We start from the raw sequence: 21,548 nt of genomic DNA on the forward strand, positions 1-21,548 counted from the left end.
TCGCTCTCGACGTCGACCTCGACGGGCCTGTCGTCGGCCAACAGCTCGATCACCTCGCTCTCGACGTCGACCTCGACGGGCCTGTCGTCGGCCAACAGCTCGATCACCTCGCTCTCGACGTCGACCTCGACGGGCCTGTCGTCGGCCAACAGCTCGATCACCTCGCTGTCGACTTCCACGTCGACCGGCTTGTCGTCTGCCAACAGCTCGATCGGTTCGCTGTCCACGGGCCTCAGCTCGACGGATAGTTCGGTGACGTCGCTGTCGACCTCGACCTCGACCGGCCTCTCGTCTGCCAACAGCTCGATCGGTTCGCTGTCCACGGGCCTGAGCTCGACGGATAGTTCGGTGACGTCGTTGTCGACTTCCACGTCGACCGGCCTCTCGTCGGCAACCAGCTCGATCGGTTCGCTGTCCACGGGCCTGAGCACGACGAATAGTTCGGTGACGTCGCTGTCGACTTCGACCTCGACCGGCCTCTCTTCGGCCAACAGCTCGATTGGTTCGCTGTCCACGGGCCTCAGCTCGACGAACAGTTCGGTGACTTCGCTGTCGACCTCGACTTCGACGGGCCTGTCGTCGGCCAACAGCTCGATCTCCTCGCTGTCGACCTCGACCTCGACCGGCCTCTCTTCGGCCAACAGCTCGATCACCTCGCTGTCCACGTCGACCTCGACCGGCATCAACTCGCTGTCCACCGGCCTGAGCAGCACGAACAGCACGATCCTGTCGCTGTCCACGTCGACGTCGACCGGCATCGGCTCGCTGTCCACCGGCCTGAGCAGCACGAACAGCTCGGTGTCGTCGCTGTCGACCTCGACCTCGACCGCGATCAATGCCGCGAAGACGCACTACTACAGCGTCAACGACAACGGCGTGCAGCAAGCCAACTACGACAACACGGGCGCAACGGGCACCAACGCCCTGGCAGCCGGCGTGAACGCCAGCGCGGCAGGCAACAGCAGCGTGGCAGTCGGCGACGGTTCGAACGCGCAGTCGGCAGGCGCGGTCGCCATCGGCCAGAACGCATCGGCAACGGGCGGCAAGGCCGTGTCGATCGGCTCCGGCAACACGGCAACCGGCGACGGCGCGGTCGCGATCGGCGACCCGAGCATCGCAACGGGTACCGGCGCGGTGGCGATGGGCGCGAACGACACGGCGACCGGCAACGGCGCAGTGGCGCTCGGCAACGCGAACACGGCCAACGGCGCGAGCGCACTTGCACTCGGCAGCTCGAACCAGGCCACCGCGGACAACACGATCGCGCTCGGCAACCAGGCCACGGCAAGCGCCACCGGCGCGCAAGCGTACGGCTCGGCAGCGCAGGCAACCGCGGCCGACGCACTGGCCTTCGGCACGAACGCACAGGCCAACGTCGCCAACTCGATCGCACTCGGCGCGAACTCGGTCACGAGCACCGCGAACCCGACGTCGAGCGCCACGATCGGCGGCGTCACGTACCCGTTCGCAGGCGGCTCGCCGGTCGGCGTGGTGAGCGTCGGCGCACCGGGCCAGGAACGCCAGATCACGAACGTCGCGGCAGGCCGGATCTCGGCCAGCAGCACGGACGCGATCAACGGCAGCCAGCTCAACGCGACGAACAACGCGATCAACACGCTGTCGACGTCGACCGCGTCGAACGTCGCGTCGCTGTCCACGGGCATCAACTCGCTGTCCACCGGCCTGAGCGCGACGAACAGCAACGTGGCCTCGCTGTCCACGTCGACCTCGACCGCGATCAACTCGCTGTCGACGGGCCTGAGCACGACGAACAGCAACGTCAACTCGCTGTCGACGTCGACCTCGACGGGCATCGGTTCGCTGTCCACCGGCCTGAGCACGACGAACAGCAACGTGGCCTCGCTGTCGACCGGCGTGACGAACATCAACAATACGTTGAACTCGCTGTCGACGACGATCAACAACAACACGACGCGCGCCGCCAACAACACCGGCATCGCGGCCGACATGAACGGCAAGGGCACCGACGTCCCGACCGTCACCGCCGGCTCGAACTCGGTGGCGATCGGCGCGAATTCGACGGACGGCGGCCGCTCGAACGTGGTGTCGGTCGGTAGCGACACGCAGCAGCGCCAGATCACGAACGTCGCGCCGGGTACGCAAGGCACCGACGCGGTGAACGTGAACCAGCTGACGCAGGTGCAGACGACGCTGTCGACGGCACTGTCGGGCCAGCAGGCGCAGATCAACTCGCTGGGTTCGCAACTGCAGCAGACCGACCAGATGGCGAAGCAGGGTATCGCGGCCGTCGGCGCGATGGCATCGATCCCGCAGCTCGATCGCGATGCCAACTTCGGGATGGGCGTGGGTACGTCGACCTTCCTCGGCCAGAAGGCGATGGCGGTCAACATGCAGGCTCGCATCACGGAGAACCTGAAGGCGTCGATCAACGGCGGCTTCAGCGGCGGTCAGAAGGTGATCGGCGCCGGCATGCTGTACCAGTGGAAGTAACGCGTCGCGCCGCCAGGCCGCCCGGCACGCCAGCCGGACGGCCCGCAGCGGCCCCGACGGCCGGACGAGCCCGCCGCGCCACCCGCGGCGGGCTTCAGTCAACCCAAGCATTGAGGATGTAACCGTGAACAAACTCGCTCTTGCGCTCGCACTCTCCGCAACGGCCCTCGCCGCGTGCTCCACCGCATCCGGCCCGACCTTCAGCGCCTCCGAACTGCAGCCGCGCGACGGCGTGCGTACCTTCCAGGTGGACTGCCACGGCCTGCTGTCGGGCCCGGAGACCTGCATGAAGGCCGCCCGCAAGATTTGCGGCGAAGAGCCCGTGCGCGCCGTCGACTCGGCCCGCGCACTGCGCGACAAATCCGATCCCGCGACGCTCGTGTTCCAGTGCGGCGCCGCACCGGCCGAGGCGGCTTCGGCCCCGGCCGCCGCGCCGACGGCTGCCGTCGTCGAACAGGTGAACCTGTCGGGCGACGCGCTGTTCGCGACCGACCACGCAACGCTCGCCCCGACCGCGCGCGAATCGCTCGACCGGTTGCTGAGCGAGCGCGCCGACCACACGTACTCGCAGGTGAGCGTCACCGGCTTCACGGACTCGGTGGGCAGCGACGACTACAACCTCGCGCTGTCGAAGCGCCGCGCCGAATCCGTCGCGGCGTACCTGAAGGCGCACGGCCTGAGGACCGACTCGCTGACGGTCACGGGTCGCGGCAAGGCCGATCCGGTCGCGTCCAACGCGACGCCGGAAGGCCGCGCCAGCAACCGCCGCGTCGAAATCCGCCTGCAGCACTGAGCGGGCCGCCGCCGCGCGCGGCGCCCCGGTCCGGCCGCCGGCCCCGCACCCGACCTCCGCCGGACCACCCCGGGCGCCGCTTCGCCGGCGCCCGTTTCCGTCGGCCGGCGGCTATGTCAAAGTTCGTCACGTCCCGCCAAAACCGGTGGTTTCCGTGCCACAATCGCCGCAGACAGTCGCCGGGGCAGCCTGCCCGAATCGCACGCCGTGCCAGGCGTGCCCGACGACACGCCGGATACCGGCTGCCGCCCTCGCGAACCAGGTCGCCCGATTCGCCCGCCGTGGCGCACCGGCGCACATGCAACCATGACGATCCACGGCGCGCCGCTTCCGGGCCAGACGCTCGACGCGATACCCGGACGCACGACGCCGCAGAGGAAACCAACCGGTGACGGACATCAATGAGGCCGCCTCGGGCGGCACCCGCAAGCAACGGCCGGCGGTCGGCATCTCGCTGTTTGCGCGCGACGGCCAGGCGATCTGGGAAAACGGCATACACCAGAACATCGCGTTCCTCGCGATGATGCTCAAGCGCTCGGATCGCGTCGGCCCCGTCTACTTCCTGAACGGCGGCGACGCCAACGCGCTGCCGGCCGGCCTCGAACTCGACGGCCTCGACATCCCGCTCGTGAAGCCCTCCGACGTCACGCACGAACTCGACGTCGTGATCGAAATGGGCGCGCAGTTGCCGGTGGAATGGCTCAGGCACATGAAGGCGCTCGGCAAGAAAATCGCCGCGCTCTTCTGCGGGCACGTGTATGCCGGCCTGTGCGAAACGCCGATCTTCGGCAAACCATCCGGGCACATCTTCAACGGCGCGCCGTTCGACGAAGTGTGGCTGCTGCCGCAATACGACAAGACGGCCGCGCCGATGCTGCAGACCATCCTGCGCGCGCCGGTCCACCTGATGCCGCACATCTGGTCGCCGTACTTCCTCGATCGCCGCGTCGCCGCGCTCGCCGCGGAAGGCGCGACGTTCGGCTATCGGCCGGGCCGCCGCCCGTGGCACCTGGCGACGCTCGAACCGAACATCTCGGTCGCCAAGTCCTGCCACTACCCGATGCTCGCGTGCGACGAGTTCTACCGCGCGCGGCCGGACGCGGTCCAGCACATGTTCGTCGTGAACTCGTTGCACATGAAGGAGCATCCGACCTTCGTGCACTTCGCGAACAGCCTCGACCTCGTGCGCCAGCACAAGGCGACCTTCGAGCCGCGCCTCGACCTGCCGGGCTTCATGGCGCGCCATGCGGACGCGGTCGTATCGCACCACTGGGAAAACGGGCAGAACTACCTGTATTACGACGTGCTGTACGGCGGCTACCCGCTGATCCACAACTCGACGCTGATCGGCGACGCCGGCTATTACTACCCGGACTTCGATTCCGCGGCAGGCGGCCGTGCGCTGCTCGAGGCCTGGCTGCATCACGACGAACGCCTCGACGACTACCGCGCGAAGGCCGGCCGGCTGCTGCAGTCGGTCTCGATCGACAACCCCGCGAACCTCGACGCGTTCGTCTCGCGTCTGGTCGCCTGAACCGGAGCATACGCATGTCGGACTCCAATGCCCGTCAAGCGCCCGGCGAGGGCAAGCGTCTCGTCGTCGGCGTATCGCTGTTCGTGCGCGGCGCCGGCCAGTCGCTGTGGGAAAACGGCATTTTCCAGAACTGCCTGCTGCTGATCCTGCTGCTGCGCCAGTCGCCGCTTGTCGCGGAAGCCGTGATGGTGAACGGCGGCGAACAGGTCGCCGATCCGCAGATGATGCTCGGCGAATGGGACGTGCCGCTGCTGTCGATGGACGAAGCGCTGCAGCGCTGCGACGTGCTGATCGAAATGAGCGCGCAGTTCGGCGCCGACTACCTGCGCGCGTTCCGCGAGCGCGGCGGCAAGGTCGTCACGATGCGGGTCGGCAACGACTACGTGATCGACATCGAACGCGCGATGTTCGACAAGCCGTCGGGTTTCCTGTTCTCGGGCGCGCCGTACGACGCCGTGTGGACGATCCCCGAATTCGAGCGCACGTGCCTGCACTATTACCAGACGGGCCTGCGCGCGCCCGTCACGATCGTCCCGCACATCTGGCACCCGATGCTGTTCGACAAGGCGCGCGCGACACTCGGCGCCGGGCTGTCGTTCGGCTATGAGCCCGGCAAACCGCGCTGGCGCGTGACGATGTTCGAGCCGAACATCTGCATGGTGAAGACGAGCGTCATTCCGATGCTGGTGACGGAGGAAGCGTATCGCGCGAAGCCTGATTTCCTCGAGTTCGTGCGTGTGTGCAACACGCTGCACCTGAAGGAACATGCGACGTTCGTCCACTTCGCGAAGAGCCTCGACATCGTGAACCACGGGATCACGACGTTCGAAAGCCGCTATGCGGTGTACGAGTTCATGGCCGCGTACGGCGATGCGGTGGTGTCGCACACGTGGGAAAACGCGCAGAACTACCTGTACTACGAGCTGCTGTACGGCGACTATCCGCTGATCCACAACTCGCCGTTCCTCGGCAAGGCCGGGTATTTCTATCCGGACTTCGACTGCCAGGCCGGCGGCCGCGCGCTGCTGAAGGCGTTTGCCGAACATGATGCCAACCTCGAGGCGTACCGCGAGCAGTCGAGGCACGTGCTCAGCGCCGTCAGCATCTACAACCCCGAGAACGTCGCCGCCTATACGGACGCGATCGCCACCCTCTATCGCGACGCGTGACGCGCCGCCCTTTCCGGACTCCGACATGAATGCACGCACGCCCCTCACTCGCGCCAAATGGCTGATCGGTTGCGCCGTCGCTTCGATCGCGATCGGCGCGCACGCGCAATCCGCCGGCGAATCGGCCGACGCGCTGCTCCGCGACTCGGAAGCGGTGTTCAAGCAGCTCGATGCCGGCCAGTACGGCGAGGTGTGGACCGACGCGGCCCCGTTCGTGAAGGCGCGCATCAAGCAGGACCAGTTCGCGGCCGACATGCAGCATGCACGTCAGTCGGTAGGCACGGTCAGCCGTCGCGGGTGGGCGCAGGTCACGCGCATCCGTTACACGAATGCGGCGACGACACCCGACGGGCTTTACGCGAACGTCGACTACACGACCACGCTGACGAGCGGCGCGACGGTCTACGAGAAGCTGAGCTTCCGCCTCGAAGACGACGGTCGCTGGCACCTGACTGGCTACGTGCCGCGCCAGTCGCAGAATTTCGCGCAATAACCCGCGGGCAGCGCCCCCCAACGGAGCCGATCCGATGAAACTCAATGTCGCGATAACGATGAACGTGCAACGCGACGCGACGCAGTCGATCTGGTACAACGGCGCGAATCAGCACTGCGTGTTCCTGTACATGCTGCTGAAGCAGTCGCCGCTGATCGGCGAGGTCTGGCTCGCGCACGACGACGGCATCACCGACTATCCGCAAGCGCTGATGATGGACGCGTTCGGCGACGCGCTGCGGCCGCTGTCGGCCGTCGTCCACCAGACCGACCTGCTGATCGAAATGAATGCGTTCGTCGATCAGACCCACACGGATGCCGTGCGCCGGCGCGGCGGCAAGTGCGTGTCGTACCGCTTCGGCAACGACTACGTGATCGCGGTCGAGACGATCAACTTCGAGAAGAATCAGTGGCGGCCGAACCCGAACCGCGTGCAGTTCGACGAGATCTGGACCAACCCGCAGCACATGCACACGTGCGCGGCATATTTCCAGGCCGTCTATCGCGCGCCGGTGATCGAGCTGCCGCACATCTGGTCGCCGTATTTCATCGAGCGCAGCCTCGACGCCGATCCTGAACTGAAGGCGCGCTTCGGCTACCGCAACCACGGCACCGCGAAGCGCATCGCGTTCTTCGAACCGAACCTGAACGTCGTGAAGAGCTCGATCGTGCCGATGCTCGCCGCGAACGCGTGCTATGTCGAGCATCCGGAGCTCGTCGAGCACGTGTTCATGACCAACACGTTCGACAAGAAGGAAAACGTCGCCTTCAAGCATCTCGCGCTCGGGCTCGAGATGGTGCGCGACGGCAAGGCAACCGCCGACGTGCGCGCACCGTTCGTCGCGTGGGCCGCGCATCACACCGACATCGTCGTGTCCCATCACTGGGAAAACGGCCTCAACTACCTGCTGTACGACGCGCTGTACGGCAACTACCCGCTCGTGCACAACTCGCCGTTCCTGCGCGACGTCGGCTACTACTACCCGGACTTCGAGATCTTCGATGCGGCGCGTGCGATCGCGACCGCCGCGCAGACGCATGACGGGCGGCTCGACGACTACGCGGCCGCGGCCCGCCGCTGCCTGCATCACGTCGACACGCTCGCCGAGCACAACGTCCACGCGTATTCCGCGCAGATCCGGCAGCTGTTCGACGGCCGCGCGCTCGGCTGACCTCATTCGTCCCCGCTACTTACCGTCCATGAATCAGACCGTCCGCAATTTCGTCGTGATCGATTCGATTCACGGTCCGTTCGTCATCAACCGGCACTGCGCATATCAAGCCGAGGCGCTGATCAAGACCGGACGGCCGCACATCCAGCACGAGATCGACGCGATCCTGCAGGTGATCGACCAGTTGCCGGACGATGCGATCGCTGTGGACGGCGGCGCGAATGCAGGGCTCGTGTGCGTGCCGATCGCGCACCGGCTGCGCGCGCGCGGCGGCCGCATGTATGCGTTCGAGCCGCAGCGCACGCTGTTCCATGCGCTCGGCGGCACCGTCGCGCTCAACCAGCTCGACAATCTCCATCTGCTGAACATGGGTGTCGGGGGCGTCAACGGCACGATGAAAGTGCCCGACGTCGATTACGGGCAGGACGCCGACTTCGGCCAGGTCTCGCTCGTCGACGCGCGCACGGAAGGCGGCACGCCGACGCCGGTCGTCACGCTCGATTCGCTTGGCCTGCCACGACTGGATTTCCTGAAGCTCGACGTCGAAGGGATGGAGATCGACGCGCTGCGCGGCGCGCGCCGGCTGATCGAGACGCACCTGCCCTGGTGCTGGGTCGAATACTGGAAAGTCGGCGAGGCGCCGATCATCGCCACCTTTGCCGGCCTCGACTACACGTTCTACCGGGTCGACCAGCTGAACCTGCTTTGCGTGCCGAACCCGCGCTGGGATCCGCAGCGGCTGGCCATCGCGATCGAGCAGGTCACGATCGAAGCGACGGCCGACGACGACACGCACCACCCGGCAGCGACCGCCGCCGACACCGACGCGCCCGAAACGAACTGGAACCGCGCGCTCGACCACGAGTCGCGCTGCGAGTGGGGGCATGCCATTGCCCGCTGGCAGCGCGCGCTCGGCCGCGGGCTCGACGACGATGCGATCGCGCTGCAACTCGCGTCGTGCTACGGCTTCGCCGGTGCGCCCGATGCCGGGCTGGCGGCGCTCGAACGCTTCGGCGATCCGGCCGCGCTCCCCGACGCGGCGCGCGGCCGCATCGAGCTGGCACGTTCGGCGCTGCTGCTGCGCGCGGGCCGGCGCGACGAGGCCGCCCGTGCCACCATCGCCAGCGAAAACGTGCTGACGGCCGCGCAGTTCGGGCTGCCGACGGAGCGGCTCTACCAGGGCCAGCCGCTGCAAGGCAAGCGGCTGCTGGTGCTTAGCTACGGCGGCGTCGGCGACCAGCTCCAGTACGCGCGCTACCTGGGCGCACTCGACACGCTCGGCTGCACGAGGGTGACCGTCGTCGTGCCGGACGCGCTGACCGGCCTGCTGCGTCACACGTTCCCGCACCTCGAATTCATCGGTGCGCACGGCGCGTGGGTCGACACGTCGCAGATCGCGCACGACTACTGGTGTTCGTTCCTGGTGCTCGCCGCGCAGTTCGGCTACGCACCGGCGCCCAAAGGATCGGCAGCCGCGTACCTGTCGTGCCCGCCCGAGCGCGCGGCCGCGTGGCGCGAGCGCGTGGAGCGCGACGGCCATCCCGCCGGCACGCGCCGCATCGGGCTCAACTGGCGCGGTCGCGACGAAAGCGACGCGCGCTTCCATCGCGCGGCCAGCCTGCGCGACCTCGCGCCGCTCACGCGGATGCATGGCCACGCCGCGTACTGCATCAACCGCGACCTGTCCGCGCAATCCGAGCAATCGGACCTGCCGGTGACGTTCCCGCACCAGGCGATCGGCGATTTCAGCGACCTGGCGGGGCTGATGCTGGCGCTGGATGCCGTGGTGACCACCTGCACCGCGCACATCCACCTCGCCGGCGCGCTCGGCGTGCCGGCCGTGCTGCTGCTCAGCCCGAAAGCCGACGCGCGCTGGGAAACCGGCTCGCGCACCGCGCTCTATCCGGGCATCCGGATCGTGCGCGCCGCACGCGTCGGGCAATGGGACGACGCGGTCGACCGCGCGATGGCGTTCGTGCTCGGCGGATTCGGGAAGGATTGATCGACGGGATGCGGATCGGAGCCGCGGCGTGCGGATGATGTCGACGCGCGCCGCGCGTCTCGCGCTGTGGCCCGTGACGGGCGTGAACAGGCGCTAGACCAGTACCCGATCGCCGCTCTGCGCGGCGAACGTACGGCCGTGCCGCCGCCCCATCCGCGCGAGCACCGCGAAGCAACGCGCCACCGGCCGGCTGGCGCCGCCGGACTGCTTGACGAGGCTGTCGGATACGCCACGCGCAATGGCCGAATCGTCGCCGCACGCGCCTGCGATGACGGCCGCGTAATAGTGCCGCGCCGCCAGCTCGCGGCCGCCGGCGTCGAGCGGCGTCATTCGCTGAATCCGGCGCGCAATGGCTTTCAGGCCGTCGAGGTACGGCGCGACGTCGATCGGCACATCGGTCGATTCGGCGCCCAGTTGCCACAGCATGTCGGCCAGCTCGGTGATCGCGACGAGGTCGCGCGCACCGGTCGCCTGCGTGCCCGTTCCGCCTCCGGCCTTCGTGCCTGCCATGCTCAACCCCTTTGCGATTCGTCCCGGCCACGCGCCGATCACGCCCGACATCGGCGTGCATCCGGCACGCCACCTCGCCTGTTCCCGCGCCGTCACGCAGCGGCCGGCGACCGCCACGAAAAACGGATGCCCTGCGCCCAGGCGACGCCGGCATCCACGATGATCTGCCGGTCGACCTCGCTCTCCACGCCTTCGACGACGACGTGTCGCGCACCTTCATGCGCGAACGCGATCAGCCGGCGAAACTGGTAACGCCCGATCGCGTTGCGCTTGATCATCGACAGGATCGACCGGTCGAGCTTCACGATGTCGGGATTGCCGACTACCAGATTGTTCAAAGCACTGAAGCCGACACCGAAATCGTCGATCGCGATGCGGCACCCGGCCCGCTGGAAGCGGTTCACGAACGATCGCCCCGCGACAGGGTTCAGCGGCCCCGTCTCCGTGATCTCGACCACCAGGCGCGCCGCGACCGACGGCTCCCGTTCGAGCCGCTTGAAGATGGCCAGCCACGCGTCGTCGACCACCGCGCTCGCGGCCGCCACGTTGCAGCCGTAGACGGCAGCCGGATCGGCACGCAGCGCGTCGATCGTCCGGCCGACCACGAGCCGGTCGAACCACCGCATCAGCCCGAGCGCCTCGAGGCGCGGCAGGAACGCGACCGGCGGCAGCGCATCGCGCTCGCCCCACCGCAATCGCGCCAGGCACTCCTGGTACAGCACACCACCCGACAGATCGGCCCGGCACACGGGCTCCTGCGCGAATCCGAGCCGGCTTTCCACGAAACTGCGTACCGACGCAAGGTCGGGATGATCGTCGGGGGCGCCGAACACGAGATCGATTTCGTCCCGATTCACTTCCCGATTCGCCTCCAGGCGAGCTTCGACCGCATTCATCCGGCGCTCCGGCAAATGGCGAGCCGCCGATTGCGGCTCGACCTCAAGAAACATGCGGAGCATGACGTGCTCCGCCGCCTACCCGGCCCATCCTGTTATGTCGATCTTTTCCGGGAGCGTACTTTTCGCTTCGGCGCGCCGTCAAATTCGATATTTTCAACGATATTCGGTTACCTGAAATACACCATGTATGCGCGATACCGACTGTGCGACAGGTCACACTAGCGCAAATTGCGGAACCCGACGCAGATGCTGTTTATTATCTTCTTCTAAACAATCTTTCCCGAATCAATTCTCCGGCAATTTACGGGCCACGAAATCGGGAAATTCTCAATTGATCAGACCAATACCGGCCCGCGAAGTACTGCCCGCTTCCGTGGCCAAGCTCGTCTCGGAGGCCTGTTGCGGAGGCCTTTCGCCCGATTTTCCTTTCGCTGAAAATCGGCCGCCGTGCGCCATTCGATCACTGCAGCATTCAATTTTCCCGTTTCAAACTAATTATTAAATTTATAAACGGAATCAAGCCGCCTCGAATCGATAATATCAAGTTAATTCATATGACGATTATCAATTGAACCATTTTTAACAATCTTAAATACTTGTTAACCTTTAAAATGATTTCCGACGGACTTCCCTCGGAGCCGTCAAATTCGTGCCTTCAAAACCGTCGAACCGATCGGGTTCGGCGGTTTCTTTTTTAACGGCACCATTTCGTCAGACATTAGGGCGGGACAATCCCGATGCCGGGATTCGGCGCGACGGTGTGCGTCGCCCGAACGATCAGGCCTCATGCGGCCGATGCGCCGACCAGGTTCGCGAGCAGCGCATCGTATTCGGCGATGAGTGCCGGATTGGCCGACGTATAGCGGCGGAGGATCTCGCGCTGGCGCCGCGTGTACGCTTCCCAGTCGTCGTCGTGCGTATGCAGCGCGCGCAGCAGCGCATCGGCGCCTTGCTGCACGTCGTTGTCCGGATAGTAGTAGCCGAGATCGGGCGCGAGGCTCGCGTTGTGCACGAGCGGATAGCCCTGCCAGCACACGTCGAAATAGAAATAGTTGAGCGGGTTCGACCATTGGTGCGACACGACGATATCGGTCAGGTCGGCCAGGAACAGCGGCGTATCGAAGCGCCCGACGAAGCTCGCCTTGCCCGCGCGCACGATGTCGAGGTAGTTCATCAGCATCACGAACTCGGGGCTGTCGTGTGCGAGATGGAGGGCATTCGTCACGTGCGTGAAGCAGATCGCGTCGGGGTCTCGCCGATACGCTTCGTCGATGATCAGCATCGGATACACGCAGAACTTCACCACGTCGTGGTTCGGCTCCATCACCGTCAGCCGCTTGCCGGGTTCGCTGCGCGGCCGGTATTCACCGTGCTCGGGCAGCGGCGCGGCGCGCGCACTCAGGAACATCGGATCCCATACGAACGGCACGACGCGCCCCGGGCAGCGGCGCAGCGACTGCAGGAACGGCAGCGACGAAGGCGCGATCTGCGGAATCGCCCACACCTCGTCGTAGCCGCGGTTGATGAACAGCGAATCCCACAGCCGGCGGCCGAACAGCATCGACTCCATCACGTTGATGTACTCGACGCCGCAGCAGTAGCTGACGAGCTTCGCGCCGCGCGCCTTCAAATACGCCGTCTGCTCGCCGTTGACCTGCCCGCCGAGCTCGATCACCACGTCGAGCGAATCCTTCATGTCGTCGAACGTGCGCGTGTCGAATACGTTGCGATCCCACGGCAGCGCATCGGTGAGCGGCACGTCGGTGGTGTTGACCAGCGTCACGCGGTAGCCGTGCGGCGACGCCATCAGCAGCTTCGCGAGAAACAACGCGTTCTGCTTGATGCCGTTGATCCACAGGCTTTCGTCGGGGGCGCGCAGTCCGATCGTGATACCGATGCGCAGGCCGTTCAGGACAGGAGACGTCATCGTCGGCAGGATGGAAGGTTGGATGGGGAGGGAATGGACGCAGTGTAGCGCGCGATGCGCCGCCCGCGTCAAGCGGCGCGCCGGCGGCAAGCCGGCATTCTAGCGGAGCGCCCACCCCATACTGTCAGGGATGGTCAGCGCGCGGAGCGGCCGCGCAATTCCGCCGGATCGCTGTGCGATACTCGTGCCACCCGACGCCAGTTGGCCGGATTGTTCGGGCATTCGAACGGGCGACAGACGGGCTTGCCGAGCCGCGATCAAAAGAAGGGCTGACGAAATGGAACACAATGCCGCGCAAGTCTTCCAGAAGATCCACGACGAAAAAGGCTGGCACTCGCAGGAAAGCGTGTCCGGGTGGGGTTCGGAGCTGAAAAACACCGCGCAGATCATTCGCGAGCTGCCCGGGCTGCTGGGCCGCTACGGGGTGCGCTCCATGCTCGACGCGCCGTGCGGCGATTTCAACTGGATGCGCCATGTCGACCTCGACGGCATCGACTACATCGGCGCGGATATCGTGCAGACCCTCGTGACGGCCAACCAGGCGACGTGGACTTCGCCGAGCCGTCGTTTCGTGCATCTGGACCTGCTCCGGGATCCGTTGCCGGACGCCGACCTGATCCTGTGCCGCGACTGCCTGTTTCATTTTTCCCATGCGGACGTGTTCCGCGCCTTCGAGCGCTTCTCCGCAACGAAAGCGCGCTATCTGCTGACCACGACCTTCATCTACCGCAGCTATCCGCGCAACGCGAACATCGCGACCGGCCAGTGGACGCCCATCAACCTCGAGATGGCGCCGTTCGATCTCGATCCGCCGCTGACGCTGCTGGTCGAGGGCAGCAACGAATCCATCATCTACGGGCCCGACATCGGCACGGTGCCGATGTCCGATCGCTGTCTCGGACTCTGGAGCATGGACAGCGTTCGTAAGCGACTGCGGCGACCGCTGCCGGACCTTCAGGGCGCGCAATGATCGTCATCAGCCACTTCGGCCAGGCCGCACCCGCGAGCCTCGAGAATCACCGGCAATACGCGCAGGCGCACGGCTATCGCCACGAAATCGTCGACGCCTCCGCGATGCCGCAGGCGCTGCCGTTGCGGCCGCTCCATCGCTACGAATCACTGCTCCATGTGCTGCGCGGCGCGCAGCCCGACGAACTCGTGCTGCTGCTCAGCGAAGATGCGGCGATCATCGAGCCCGTCGCGCTCGACCGCCTGATGTGCGGCCGAGACATGCTGTTCGTCGACGCGTTCGCGCCCCCATTGCCGCAGGTCGACGTGCAGATCTGGCGCAATACGTCGGCCATACGGGCGATCGTGATGCAGCTGGTGCAGCGCTGCAAGCTCGGCAGCGAACCGCGGCTGACCTCGGAGGCCGCGCTGTTCGCGGCGCTCGACACGCATCACTACATGACCCCGATCGACGGGCTGTATCCGGTCATGCCGACCAGCCCCGACCTCGATCCGATGTGGAGCCGCGAACCGACGTTCGCGATCAGCATCGACGACACGCCGCACGATCCCGAACGGAAAGGCACGACGCCCCGTTTCCGCGACACGCTCGTGGCATACATCAATCGATGCCGTGCCGCCGGCCGGCCGATGTTCTCGTTCGATCACGCCGCCGCCCATACACCGGACGAAGCCGCCGAGCGCAGCACCTACAATCCGGGCAGCCCGATCGCGTTGATGACGCTCTACACGCCGAACATCGGCAGCTATGCGCGCGTCGCCGAACGAAATTTCCGGCGCTACTGCGACACGCACGGCTACACGCTCTACGTACATCGCGACATTCCGGCCGAGATCGGCCTGAACGCGACCGGCAACTGGTTCAAGCCGTGGCTGCTGCATGCGTACCTGCAGCATCACGAATGGGTCGTGTGGCTCGATGCCGACGTGCTGATCGCGGACCAGCAGAAAGCGCTGGCGCCGCTGCTCGAAGGGCGCGACTGGCTGCTCGCGCACGACCTCGGCCAGTGGGCGTTCAACTCGGGCGTGATGGCATTCCGGCGCACCGGGCGCAACGACGCGATGCTGCGCGACATGATGACGACGATCACGGCGCTGCACGACCGGTCGAGCGTCTATGCGAGCGACGGCGACCAGCTGCATTTCATTCGCGCGATGGAGCGCGACGGGCAATTGCACGGCGAAGGCGTGGCCGATCTCGTCAGCTTCAACACGCCCTGGCTGTTTCGCCGCGCGGACAGCTACATCGTGCACTACTACGGAATGTGGTCCGCAATGCGTGCGCTGATGATGGTGCACGACGACGGCGTGCTGCAGGATCCGATCGGTTGATTCAACGCGCGGATGCAGTTCATTATCGGTACACGACGAATACGAACGGAACAAGGAGACTCAAGCCTTGACCGCGCGATAAACAAACAATAAAGCGCATCAGAAAAAAGGCGCCGCACGGCGCCTGTTCGACTTCATTTCACGAAACACTGGACGTGGAATTCGAACTGCAGTCGATCGTAACCGTCGCGGATGCCTCGCCTGCCGGCCCGGACCCCGAGGTGCTGGTGGCCGTCAATCTGCCGCGCTGCCCCGACAGGCATTGAACGGTGACGCTCTTTCCATCGATCGGCGTCATGATGATGTTCTCGCCGCGCCAGACGAAGCCGAATGTTCTGACCGCACTGCTCTGCGGCACCGTATTACCCGTCGCGGTACAGGTCCCCCCCTGCGAGGACGAACATTGAAGCACGATCGTCGACCCCGTGGATTGGGCATTTGCACCGACACAGGTACCGAGCAAGGACATTCCAAAAAGGACGGAAGCGAGGGATTTCATCTCAACCCTTTATAAAAAATTATCCGGAAATACAGTATCCCGACGTCTCCTCGGGCAAACAAAGCATAGGTCAAACGAAATCCACCATCAACTCCTGATACGACGCAATATTATCAATCATCGATTCCCAATCGCTTTACCGGCTTTGCACATATCCGCCCCGGCATACCCTGAATACAGGGATTCACATTCTCATTGATTTTTAATTTGTAATGCGAAGCGATTGCACCGGGCGCACACTCTGCGCGCCCTGGTGCCAACGTCAGATCGCCGTAATCGTCGGCGCGACGGCGGCCGGATCGGTGAGGCTGGGCTTGCCGGTTTCGACGTGCCCCGCGATGCGGCGCGTCCATCCGGCATTCCCCGCCACCGCGAACTGCAGGTCGTACCAGTGGCTGCTGCACGACAGATCCCAGCGCGCCTCGACGCGCTGCCCTGCCGGCACCATCAGCGTGCGCGGTGCGCCACCGTACGCGACGTCGGTGGCCGTGACCGTGAGCGCGCCGGTGCCCGCGTTGGCGATCGTCACGTACACGTCGCCGTTGGCCGTGTCGTAGCACGGCGTGATTTCAGGCTTCGCGCCGGCATCGGCCGCGGCCGACCCCGCGAAACGCCGGAAATAACCGTTCGGCCCCCACACGCTCACCAGGTAGTTGCCGTTCGCGTCGAGCGCCCACGTATCGGTCAGCTGCTTGCCCGCTTCGACTGTATAGCGGCGCGGCATCGCGGTCGCGTCCCCCGTATAGACCCAGAAGTGCGCGCCCTGGGTGCCGGTATTCGCGAACGTCAGCGCGTAGCCCTGCGCCTGGAGCTGGCCGGTCACATGCAGTTCGTACGGCAACGCGCGCGCCGGCCGCGTGCCGGGTTCCTGCGCGGTCACGACCTGCTGCGCGGTGCTGGCCGGCGCGGTCTGCGACGACGCGCGCGAGCACTGCAGGTCCGCCTGCGCGACATACGCTTGCGTGCTCGGCAGGGTCGGCAGCGTGGCATCCGATTTCGAGAAGTCGAGCGCCGACGTCAGGTCGCCGCAGATCGCGCGGCGCCACGGCGAGATGTTCGTTTCCATCACGCCGAAGCGCTTCTCGATGAATTGCAGCACCGACGTGTGATCGAAGACCTGCGAGCAGACGAAGCCGCCCTTCGACCACGGCGAGACCACGAACATCGGCACGCGCGGGCCGAGGCCGTACGGCAGGTTGTCGGCCGTGTACGTGCCGGTCTGCGTCGAGGTCACGACGTTGTGCCGCTCGAGCGACACGTCCACCGTACTCATGCCGGAGCCCGGCAGCGTCGGCGCCGACGGCGGCACGACGTGATCGAAGAAGCCGTCGTTCTCGTCGTACATGACGAGCAGGACCGTCTTGCTCCAGACGTCCGGATTCGACGTCAGCGCATCGAGGATCGTCGACAGGTAGTACGCGCCGTACAGCGGCGTGAACTTCGGATGCTCCGAATACGCGGCCGGCGGCAGAAGCCACGACACCTGCGGCAGCGCGTTCGCCTGCACGTCGGCCTTCAGCTGCGTGATCGGGCGCGTGCTCATCCCGCGCGTCTGCAGCGACGAACCGGCCGGCGCATTCACGAAGTTGTCGAAGCACGCGAGCATGTTCGTGCCGTAGTTGCCGGTGAAGTTGTCGAACCCGGTGCCCTGCTGATAGATCTGCCACGAGATACCTGCTTTCTCCAGGCGCTCCGGGTAGGTCGTCCAGCTGAAGGGCGGCAACTTGATCTTGTCGAACTGGTTGTCGATGTAGTCGGTGTTGTCGAGCAGCGGGCCGCCGCCCGTGCCGAGCGGGTCGACCATGCCCGTCATCAGGTACATGCGGTTCGGGTGCGTATTGCCCGGAATCGAGCAGAAGTAGTTGTCGCACACCGTAAACGCATCGGCGAGTGCATAGTGGAACGGAATGTCGTCGCGGACGTGGTAACCCATCGTCATGTTCGACTTCTGCACCGCCCATTGATCCGCGCGGCCGTTGTCGATCGCGCCGTGCGTCGTCGCCCACGTGTGCGGCAGGCCGCCGATACATTGCGCGTTGACGCCCGGGTCGGTCGTGTCGTAGCGGAACGGCGCGATCACGCTCGTCTTGTCCTCCTGACGCGGCTGGAACCATACCGGCTTGCCGTTCGGCAGCGTGACAGGGAAGCGGTCGTTGTAGCCGCGCACGCCGCTCAGGTGACCGAGGTAGTGGTCGAACGAGCGGTTTTCCTGCATGAACACGACGATGTGCTGGACATCCTGGATCGTGCCCGTGACGGAATTCGGCTCGATCGCCAGCGCCTTGCGGATCGATTCGGGCAGCAGTGCGGTGGCGGCGGTCGCACCGGCGAGGCCGGCGGAGAACTTCAGAAAGTCGCGTCGCGAATGGATGGCCATGCTGGTTGCTCTTGATTGGATTTCTGGTGGAAACGGCCGGGATCAGGAAGCGGGCGAGGAAGCAGGTGCGGTGAATCCGGGCGGGCAGTGCATCTGCGCGGTGGCGACCACGCCGCCGCCGCAAGCGGCCTTCTGCTGTGCGACGGGTGCGGCGGGTGCCGTCACGTCGTCGTTGCAGGCGCCGAGGAGTGCGGTCAGCGCGATCAGACCAGCGACCGCGAAGGGCCGTAGGGCCGAGTTTCGCATAACGTCTCTCCGTGGAGGTGACGACGTGACACAGGCGCGGGTGCGCACCGGTCATATCGACGGCGAGATGCTAATTTCGACGTGTTACACGACAGTGTCGCGTCAAGAGGCGAGCGGCATGCACGCAAATAGCGGCACGTGTCGGGGCGGAAGAGAGTGTGGAGCGTAATGCAATCGAAAGATTCGCATTACTTCGTTTTGCCGTAGCGATCGAAGCAGGTCCGTCGCCATCCCGGTTGTGAAACGAATCGCGAAGCTTCCTTGACGGGCCGGCAACCGCAGCAGCCGGCCCGCATACGGTGAAACAGGCGGCGCTCAGCCTTCCGCCATCATCAGCAATTGCGCGCCATCCGAAACCTGGTCGCCGACGCCGTACAGCACTTCCGCGACCACGCCCGCGCTCGGCGCGCCGATCGTGTGCTCCATCTTCATCGCTTCCATCACGATCAGCGGCGTACCCGCTTCGACCTTCTGGCCGGGCTCGACCAGCACGGCGATCACCTTGCCGGGCATCGGCGCGGTCAGGCGGCCACCACCCTGCTCCGCGTCACCCGCATGCGCGAGCACGTTGCGCCATTCGAACGTCTCGGCCGCGCCCTGCGTGAACACGTGGAAGTGGTCGCCGTCCGCATACACGCGGCCGCTGCTGCGCACGCCGCCGAGCGTCACGTCGAAATCGAGCGGCGTGGCGCCCCGCGTCCACACGAACGGTTGCGCGGCGGCGTCGCCGATCGCGAGGCGCGCAACCGCGCCGTCGTCCTCGTACGTGACCGTCACGTCCGCTTCGCGTTCGGCCGCGTGCCATTCGAGCGTACGGCGATAGCCGCCGTTCAGCCGCCAGTCCGGCAGCGCGCCCCACGGCGACGAACCCTGCGCGGTCGCGCCGCGTTCGCGTGCAAGCAGCGCCGCACACGCGAGCGCAAGCATCGCGCGCGGCGGCTCCTGCGGCGCGAACAGCGTGTCGTGGTTGCGCTCGATCAGGCCCGTGTCGAGATCGGCCGTCGCGAACGGTGCGCACGCAACGATCCGCTGCAGGAACGCGGCGTTCGTATGCAGGCCGACCACTTCACAGGCACGCAATGCGCGCAGCATCAGGCTCAGCGCTTCCGCACGGTCCGCGCCATGGACGATCAGCTTCGCGATCATCGGATCGTAGAACGGCGTGATCGCGTCTCCTTCGCGCACGCCGCTGTCGACGCGCACCGAGGCACCGATCGCGAACTCGACGCCGGCCGGCAGCCGCAGGTGCTTCAGCGTGCCCGTCGACGGCAGGAAGCCGCGCGCCGGGTTCTCCGCATAGAGGCGTGCCTCGAGCGCATGGCCCCGCACGTGCAGTTCGTCCTGCTTCAGCGGCAGCGGCTCGCCGGACGCGACGCGCAGTTGCCATTCGACGAGATCGAGCCCCGTGACCATCTCGGTGACCGGATGCTCGACCTGCAGGCGCGTGTTCATTTCCATGAAGTAGAACGCTTCGCCCGTCATGATGAATTCGACGGTGCCCGCGCCGACGTAATTCACCGCACGCGCGGCCGCGACGGCCGCCTCACCCATCGCCTGGCGCACGTCGTCGTGCAAACCGGGCGCCGGCGCTTCCTCGAGCACCTTCTGGTGACGGCGCTGCACCGAGCAGTCGCGGTCGAACAGGTACACGGTATTGCCGTGCGTGTCGCCGAACACCTGCACCTCGACGTGGCGCGGGCGCGTCAGGTATTTCTCGATCAGCACGCGATCGTTGCCGAAACTGCTCGCGGCTTCGCGCTGGCACGACGCGAGCGCCGCCGGGAAATCGTCGGAGCGCTCGACCACGCGCATCCCCTTGCCGCCGCCGCCTGCGCTGGCCTTCAGCAGCACCGGATAGCCGATCGCGTCGGCTTCGCGATGCAGGTTGGCCGCGTCCTGGTCGTCGCCGTGATAGCCGGGTACGAGCGGCACGGCCGCCGCGTGCATCAGCGCCTTCGCGGCGGCCTTCGAACCCATCGCCGCGATCGCGTCGACCGGCGGCCCGATGAAGACGATGCCGGCCGCTTCGCACGCATGCGCAAAATCTTCGTTTTCCGACAGAAAGCCGTAGCCGGGGTGGATTGCCTGCGCGCCGGTGGCGCGCGCGGCTTCGATGATGCGCTCGATGCGCAGGTAGCTGTCCGCGGCGGCCGAGCCGCCGATGTGCACGGCCTCGTCGCACGCGGCCACGTGCTTCGCGTTCGCGTCCGCGTCGGAATAGACGGCGACGCTCGCGATCCCGAGACGTTTGCACGTCGCGGCGACGCGGCACGCGATTTCGCCGCGGTTGGCGATCAGAATCTTGTCGAACATGGCTTCGGTGTCGTCCGGAAAGAGGGGGGCACGCGCGCTGCGCGATCATTCACGCCACGACGGCGTGCGCTTTTCGAGGAAGGACGCGATCCCTTCGCGCGCTTCCGCGCCGGCGCGGGTGCGCGCGATCCAGTCGGCGGTCTGCTCGATCAGCGCCGCGTCGAGCGGGCGGCCGGCCACGTCGGCGACGAGCCGCTTGCACGCCTTCACCGCGTCGGGGCCGTTCGCGACGAGCGTCTCGGCCAGCCTCGCGACCGTGTCGTCGAGCGCCTCGGCCGGCACCGCGTCGTGAATGAAGCCGAGCGACGCCGCACGCGCGCTGTCGAACACCTCGGCCGTCGTGAAGTAGCGGCGCGCCGCGCGCTCGCCCATCGCGCGCACCACGTACGGCGCGATCGTCGCGGGGATCAACCCGAGCCGCGCTTCCGACAGGCAGAACTTCACGCCGTCGGCGGCGATCGCGATGTCGGCCGCCGCCACCAGGCCCACGCCGCCCGCATACGCATCGCCATGCACGCGAGCGATCACCGGCTTGCCGCAGCGATGGATCGCCTCGAGCATCCGCGCGAGCTTGCGCGCATCGGCACGGTTCTCGTCGTCCGAGTAACCGGCCATCTTCTTCATCCAGTTCAGGTCCGCGCCCGCGCAGAACGCCGCGCCTTCCGCGGCGAGCACGATCGCGCGCACGCCTTCGTGCGCGTCGAGCCATTCGAACGCGGTGGTCAGCTCGGCGATCGTCGTCTCGTTGAACGCGTTGCGCACGTCGGGACGCGCGAGCGTGACGGTCGCCACGCGGCCGGCTTCGCTTACCTTGATCGTTTCGTATCGCATCGTTCAGCCCT

General features: G+C 66.2%; 16 protein-coding genes. 9 read left to right on the plus strand and 7 right to left on the minus strand.

Annotated elements, in window-relative coordinates; genetic code table 11:
• From FFS49_RS33560 to FFS49_RS33590, 7 genes are all read left to right on the plus strand, one after another.
• Positions 1-2,472 (plus strand): YadA-like family protein (locus FFS49_RS33560; RefSeq protein WP_212746060.1); only part of this gene is annotated, 2,472 nt, incomplete at its 5' end.
• Between the two features lie 124 nt (positions 2,473-2,596).
• On the plus strand, positions 2,597-3,265 hold the full coding sequence (locus FFS49_RS33565; RefSeq protein ID WP_071331988.1) for an OmpA family protein: 669 nt from the start codon (positions 2,597-2,599) through the stop codon (positions 3,263-3,265).
• 388 nt (positions 3,266-3,653) lie between these two features.
• Positions 3,654-4,799: a DUF2827 domain-containing protein gene (locus tag FFS49_RS33570; RefSeq protein WP_137910154.1), complete on the plus strand. Its 1,146-nt coding sequence runs from the start codon at positions 3,654-3,656 to the stop codon at positions 4,797-4,799.
• 14 nt (positions 4,800-4,813) lie between these two features.
• Entirely contained in the window at positions 4,814-5,968 is a 1,155-nt protein-coding gene (locus tag FFS49_RS33575) for a DUF2827 domain-containing protein (RefSeq protein WP_137910155.1), read from the plus strand.
• 25 nt (positions 5,969-5,993) lie between these two features.
• Positions 5,994-6,461: a DUF4019 domain-containing protein gene (locus FFS49_RS33580; protein ID WP_137910156.1), complete on the plus strand. Its 468-nt coding sequence runs from the start codon at positions 5,994-5,996 to the stop codon at positions 6,459-6,461.
• Between the two features lie 34 nt (positions 6,462-6,495).
• On the plus strand, positions 6,496-7,632 hold the full coding sequence (locus FFS49_RS33585) for a DUF2827 family protein (RefSeq protein WP_039339615.1): 1,137 nt from the start codon (positions 6,496-6,498) through the stop codon (positions 7,630-7,632).
• A gap of 28 nt (positions 7,633-7,660) precedes the next feature.
• Positions 7,661-9,634 carry an FkbM family methyltransferase gene (locus tag FFS49_RS33590; RefSeq protein WP_137910157.1) on the plus strand — a complete coding sequence of 658 codons (1,974 nt, stop codon included), beginning with the start codon at positions 7,661-7,663 and terminating at the stop codon, positions 9,632-9,634.
• 93 nt (positions 9,635-9,727) lie between these two features.
• On the opposite strand, the gene FFS49_RS33595 is transcribed toward FFS49_RS33590, so the two are convergent.
• From FFS49_RS33595 to FFS49_RS33605, 3 genes are all read right to left on the minus strand, one after another.
• On the minus strand, positions 9,728-10,144 hold the full coding sequence (locus tag FFS49_RS33595; RefSeq protein ID WP_071331983.1) for a hypothetical protein: 417 nt from the start codon (positions 10,142-10,144) through the stop codon (positions 9,728-9,730).
• A gap of 92 nt (positions 10,145-10,236) precedes the next feature.
• Positions 10,237-11,040, minus strand: a complete 804-nt coding sequence (locus FFS49_RS33600; RefSeq protein WP_137910189.1) for an EAL domain-containing protein — start codon at positions 11,038-11,040, stop codon at positions 10,237-10,239.
• 787 nt (positions 11,041-11,827) lie between these two features.
• Positions 11,828-12,970, minus strand: a complete 1,143-nt coding sequence (locus FFS49_RS33605; RefSeq protein ID WP_137910158.1) for a DUF2827 domain-containing protein — start codon at positions 12,968-12,970, stop codon at positions 11,828-11,830.
• 184 nt (positions 12,971-13,154) lie between these two features.
• Between FFS49_RS33605 and FFS49_RS33615 the strand changes: the two genes are divergently transcribed.
• Positions 13,155-13,940 carry a class I SAM-dependent methyltransferase gene (locus FFS49_RS33615; RefSeq protein ID WP_171026875.1) on the plus strand — a complete coding sequence of 262 codons (786 nt, stop codon included), beginning with the start codon at positions 13,155-13,157 and terminating at the stop codon, positions 13,938-13,940.
• Positions 13,937-15,271: a galactosyl transferase GMA12/MNN10 domain protein gene (locus FFS49_RS33620; RefSeq protein ID WP_137910161.1), complete on the plus strand. Its 1,335-nt coding sequence runs from the start codon at positions 13,937-13,939 to the stop codon at positions 15,269-15,271. Before FFS49_RS33615 ends, FFS49_RS33620 begins: the two co-directional genes overlap by 4 nt.
• A 761-nt stretch (positions 15,272-16,032) precedes the next feature.
• Here FFS49_RS33620 and FFS49_RS33625 read toward each other — a convergent pair.
• The 4 genes from FFS49_RS33625 to FFS49_RS33640 all read right to left on the minus strand — a co-directional run bounded on the left by FFS49_RS33625 (position 16,033) and on the right by FFS49_RS33640 (position 21,537).
• Positions 16,033-18,147 carry a phosphocholine-specific phospholipase C gene (locus tag FFS49_RS33625; RefSeq protein WP_137910162.1) on the minus strand — a complete coding sequence of 705 codons (2,115 nt, stop codon included), beginning with the start codon at positions 18,145-18,147 and terminating at the stop codon, positions 16,033-16,035.
• Between the two features lie 42 nt (positions 18,148-18,189).
• On the minus strand, positions 18,190-18,393 hold the full coding sequence (locus FFS49_RS33630) for a hypothetical protein (RefSeq protein ID WP_039339629.1): 204 nt from the start codon (positions 18,391-18,393) through the stop codon (positions 18,190-18,192).
• Between the two features lie 315 nt (positions 18,394-18,708).
• Positions 18,709-20,706 carry an acetyl/propionyl/methylcrotonyl-CoA carboxylase subunit alpha gene (locus FFS49_RS33635; protein ID WP_137910163.1) on the minus strand — a complete coding sequence of 666 codons (1,998 nt, stop codon included), beginning with the start codon at positions 20,704-20,706 and terminating at the stop codon, positions 18,709-18,711.
• A gap of 45 nt (positions 20,707-20,751) precedes the next feature.
• Positions 20,752-21,537 (minus strand): enoyl-CoA hydratase/isomerase family protein, encoded by a 786-nt coding sequence (locus tag FFS49_RS33640; protein WP_137910164.1) that lies wholly within the window; start codon positions 21,535-21,537, stop codon positions 20,752-20,754.
• Between the last annotated feature and the right edge of the window lie 11 nt (positions 21,538-21,548).

This window comes from Burkholderia sp. 4NA327C6, assembly GCF_005502655.1.
Classification (GTDB): domain Bacteria; phylum Pseudomonadota; class Gammaproteobacteria; order Burkholderiales; family Burkholderiaceae; genus Burkholderia; species Burkholderia contaminans.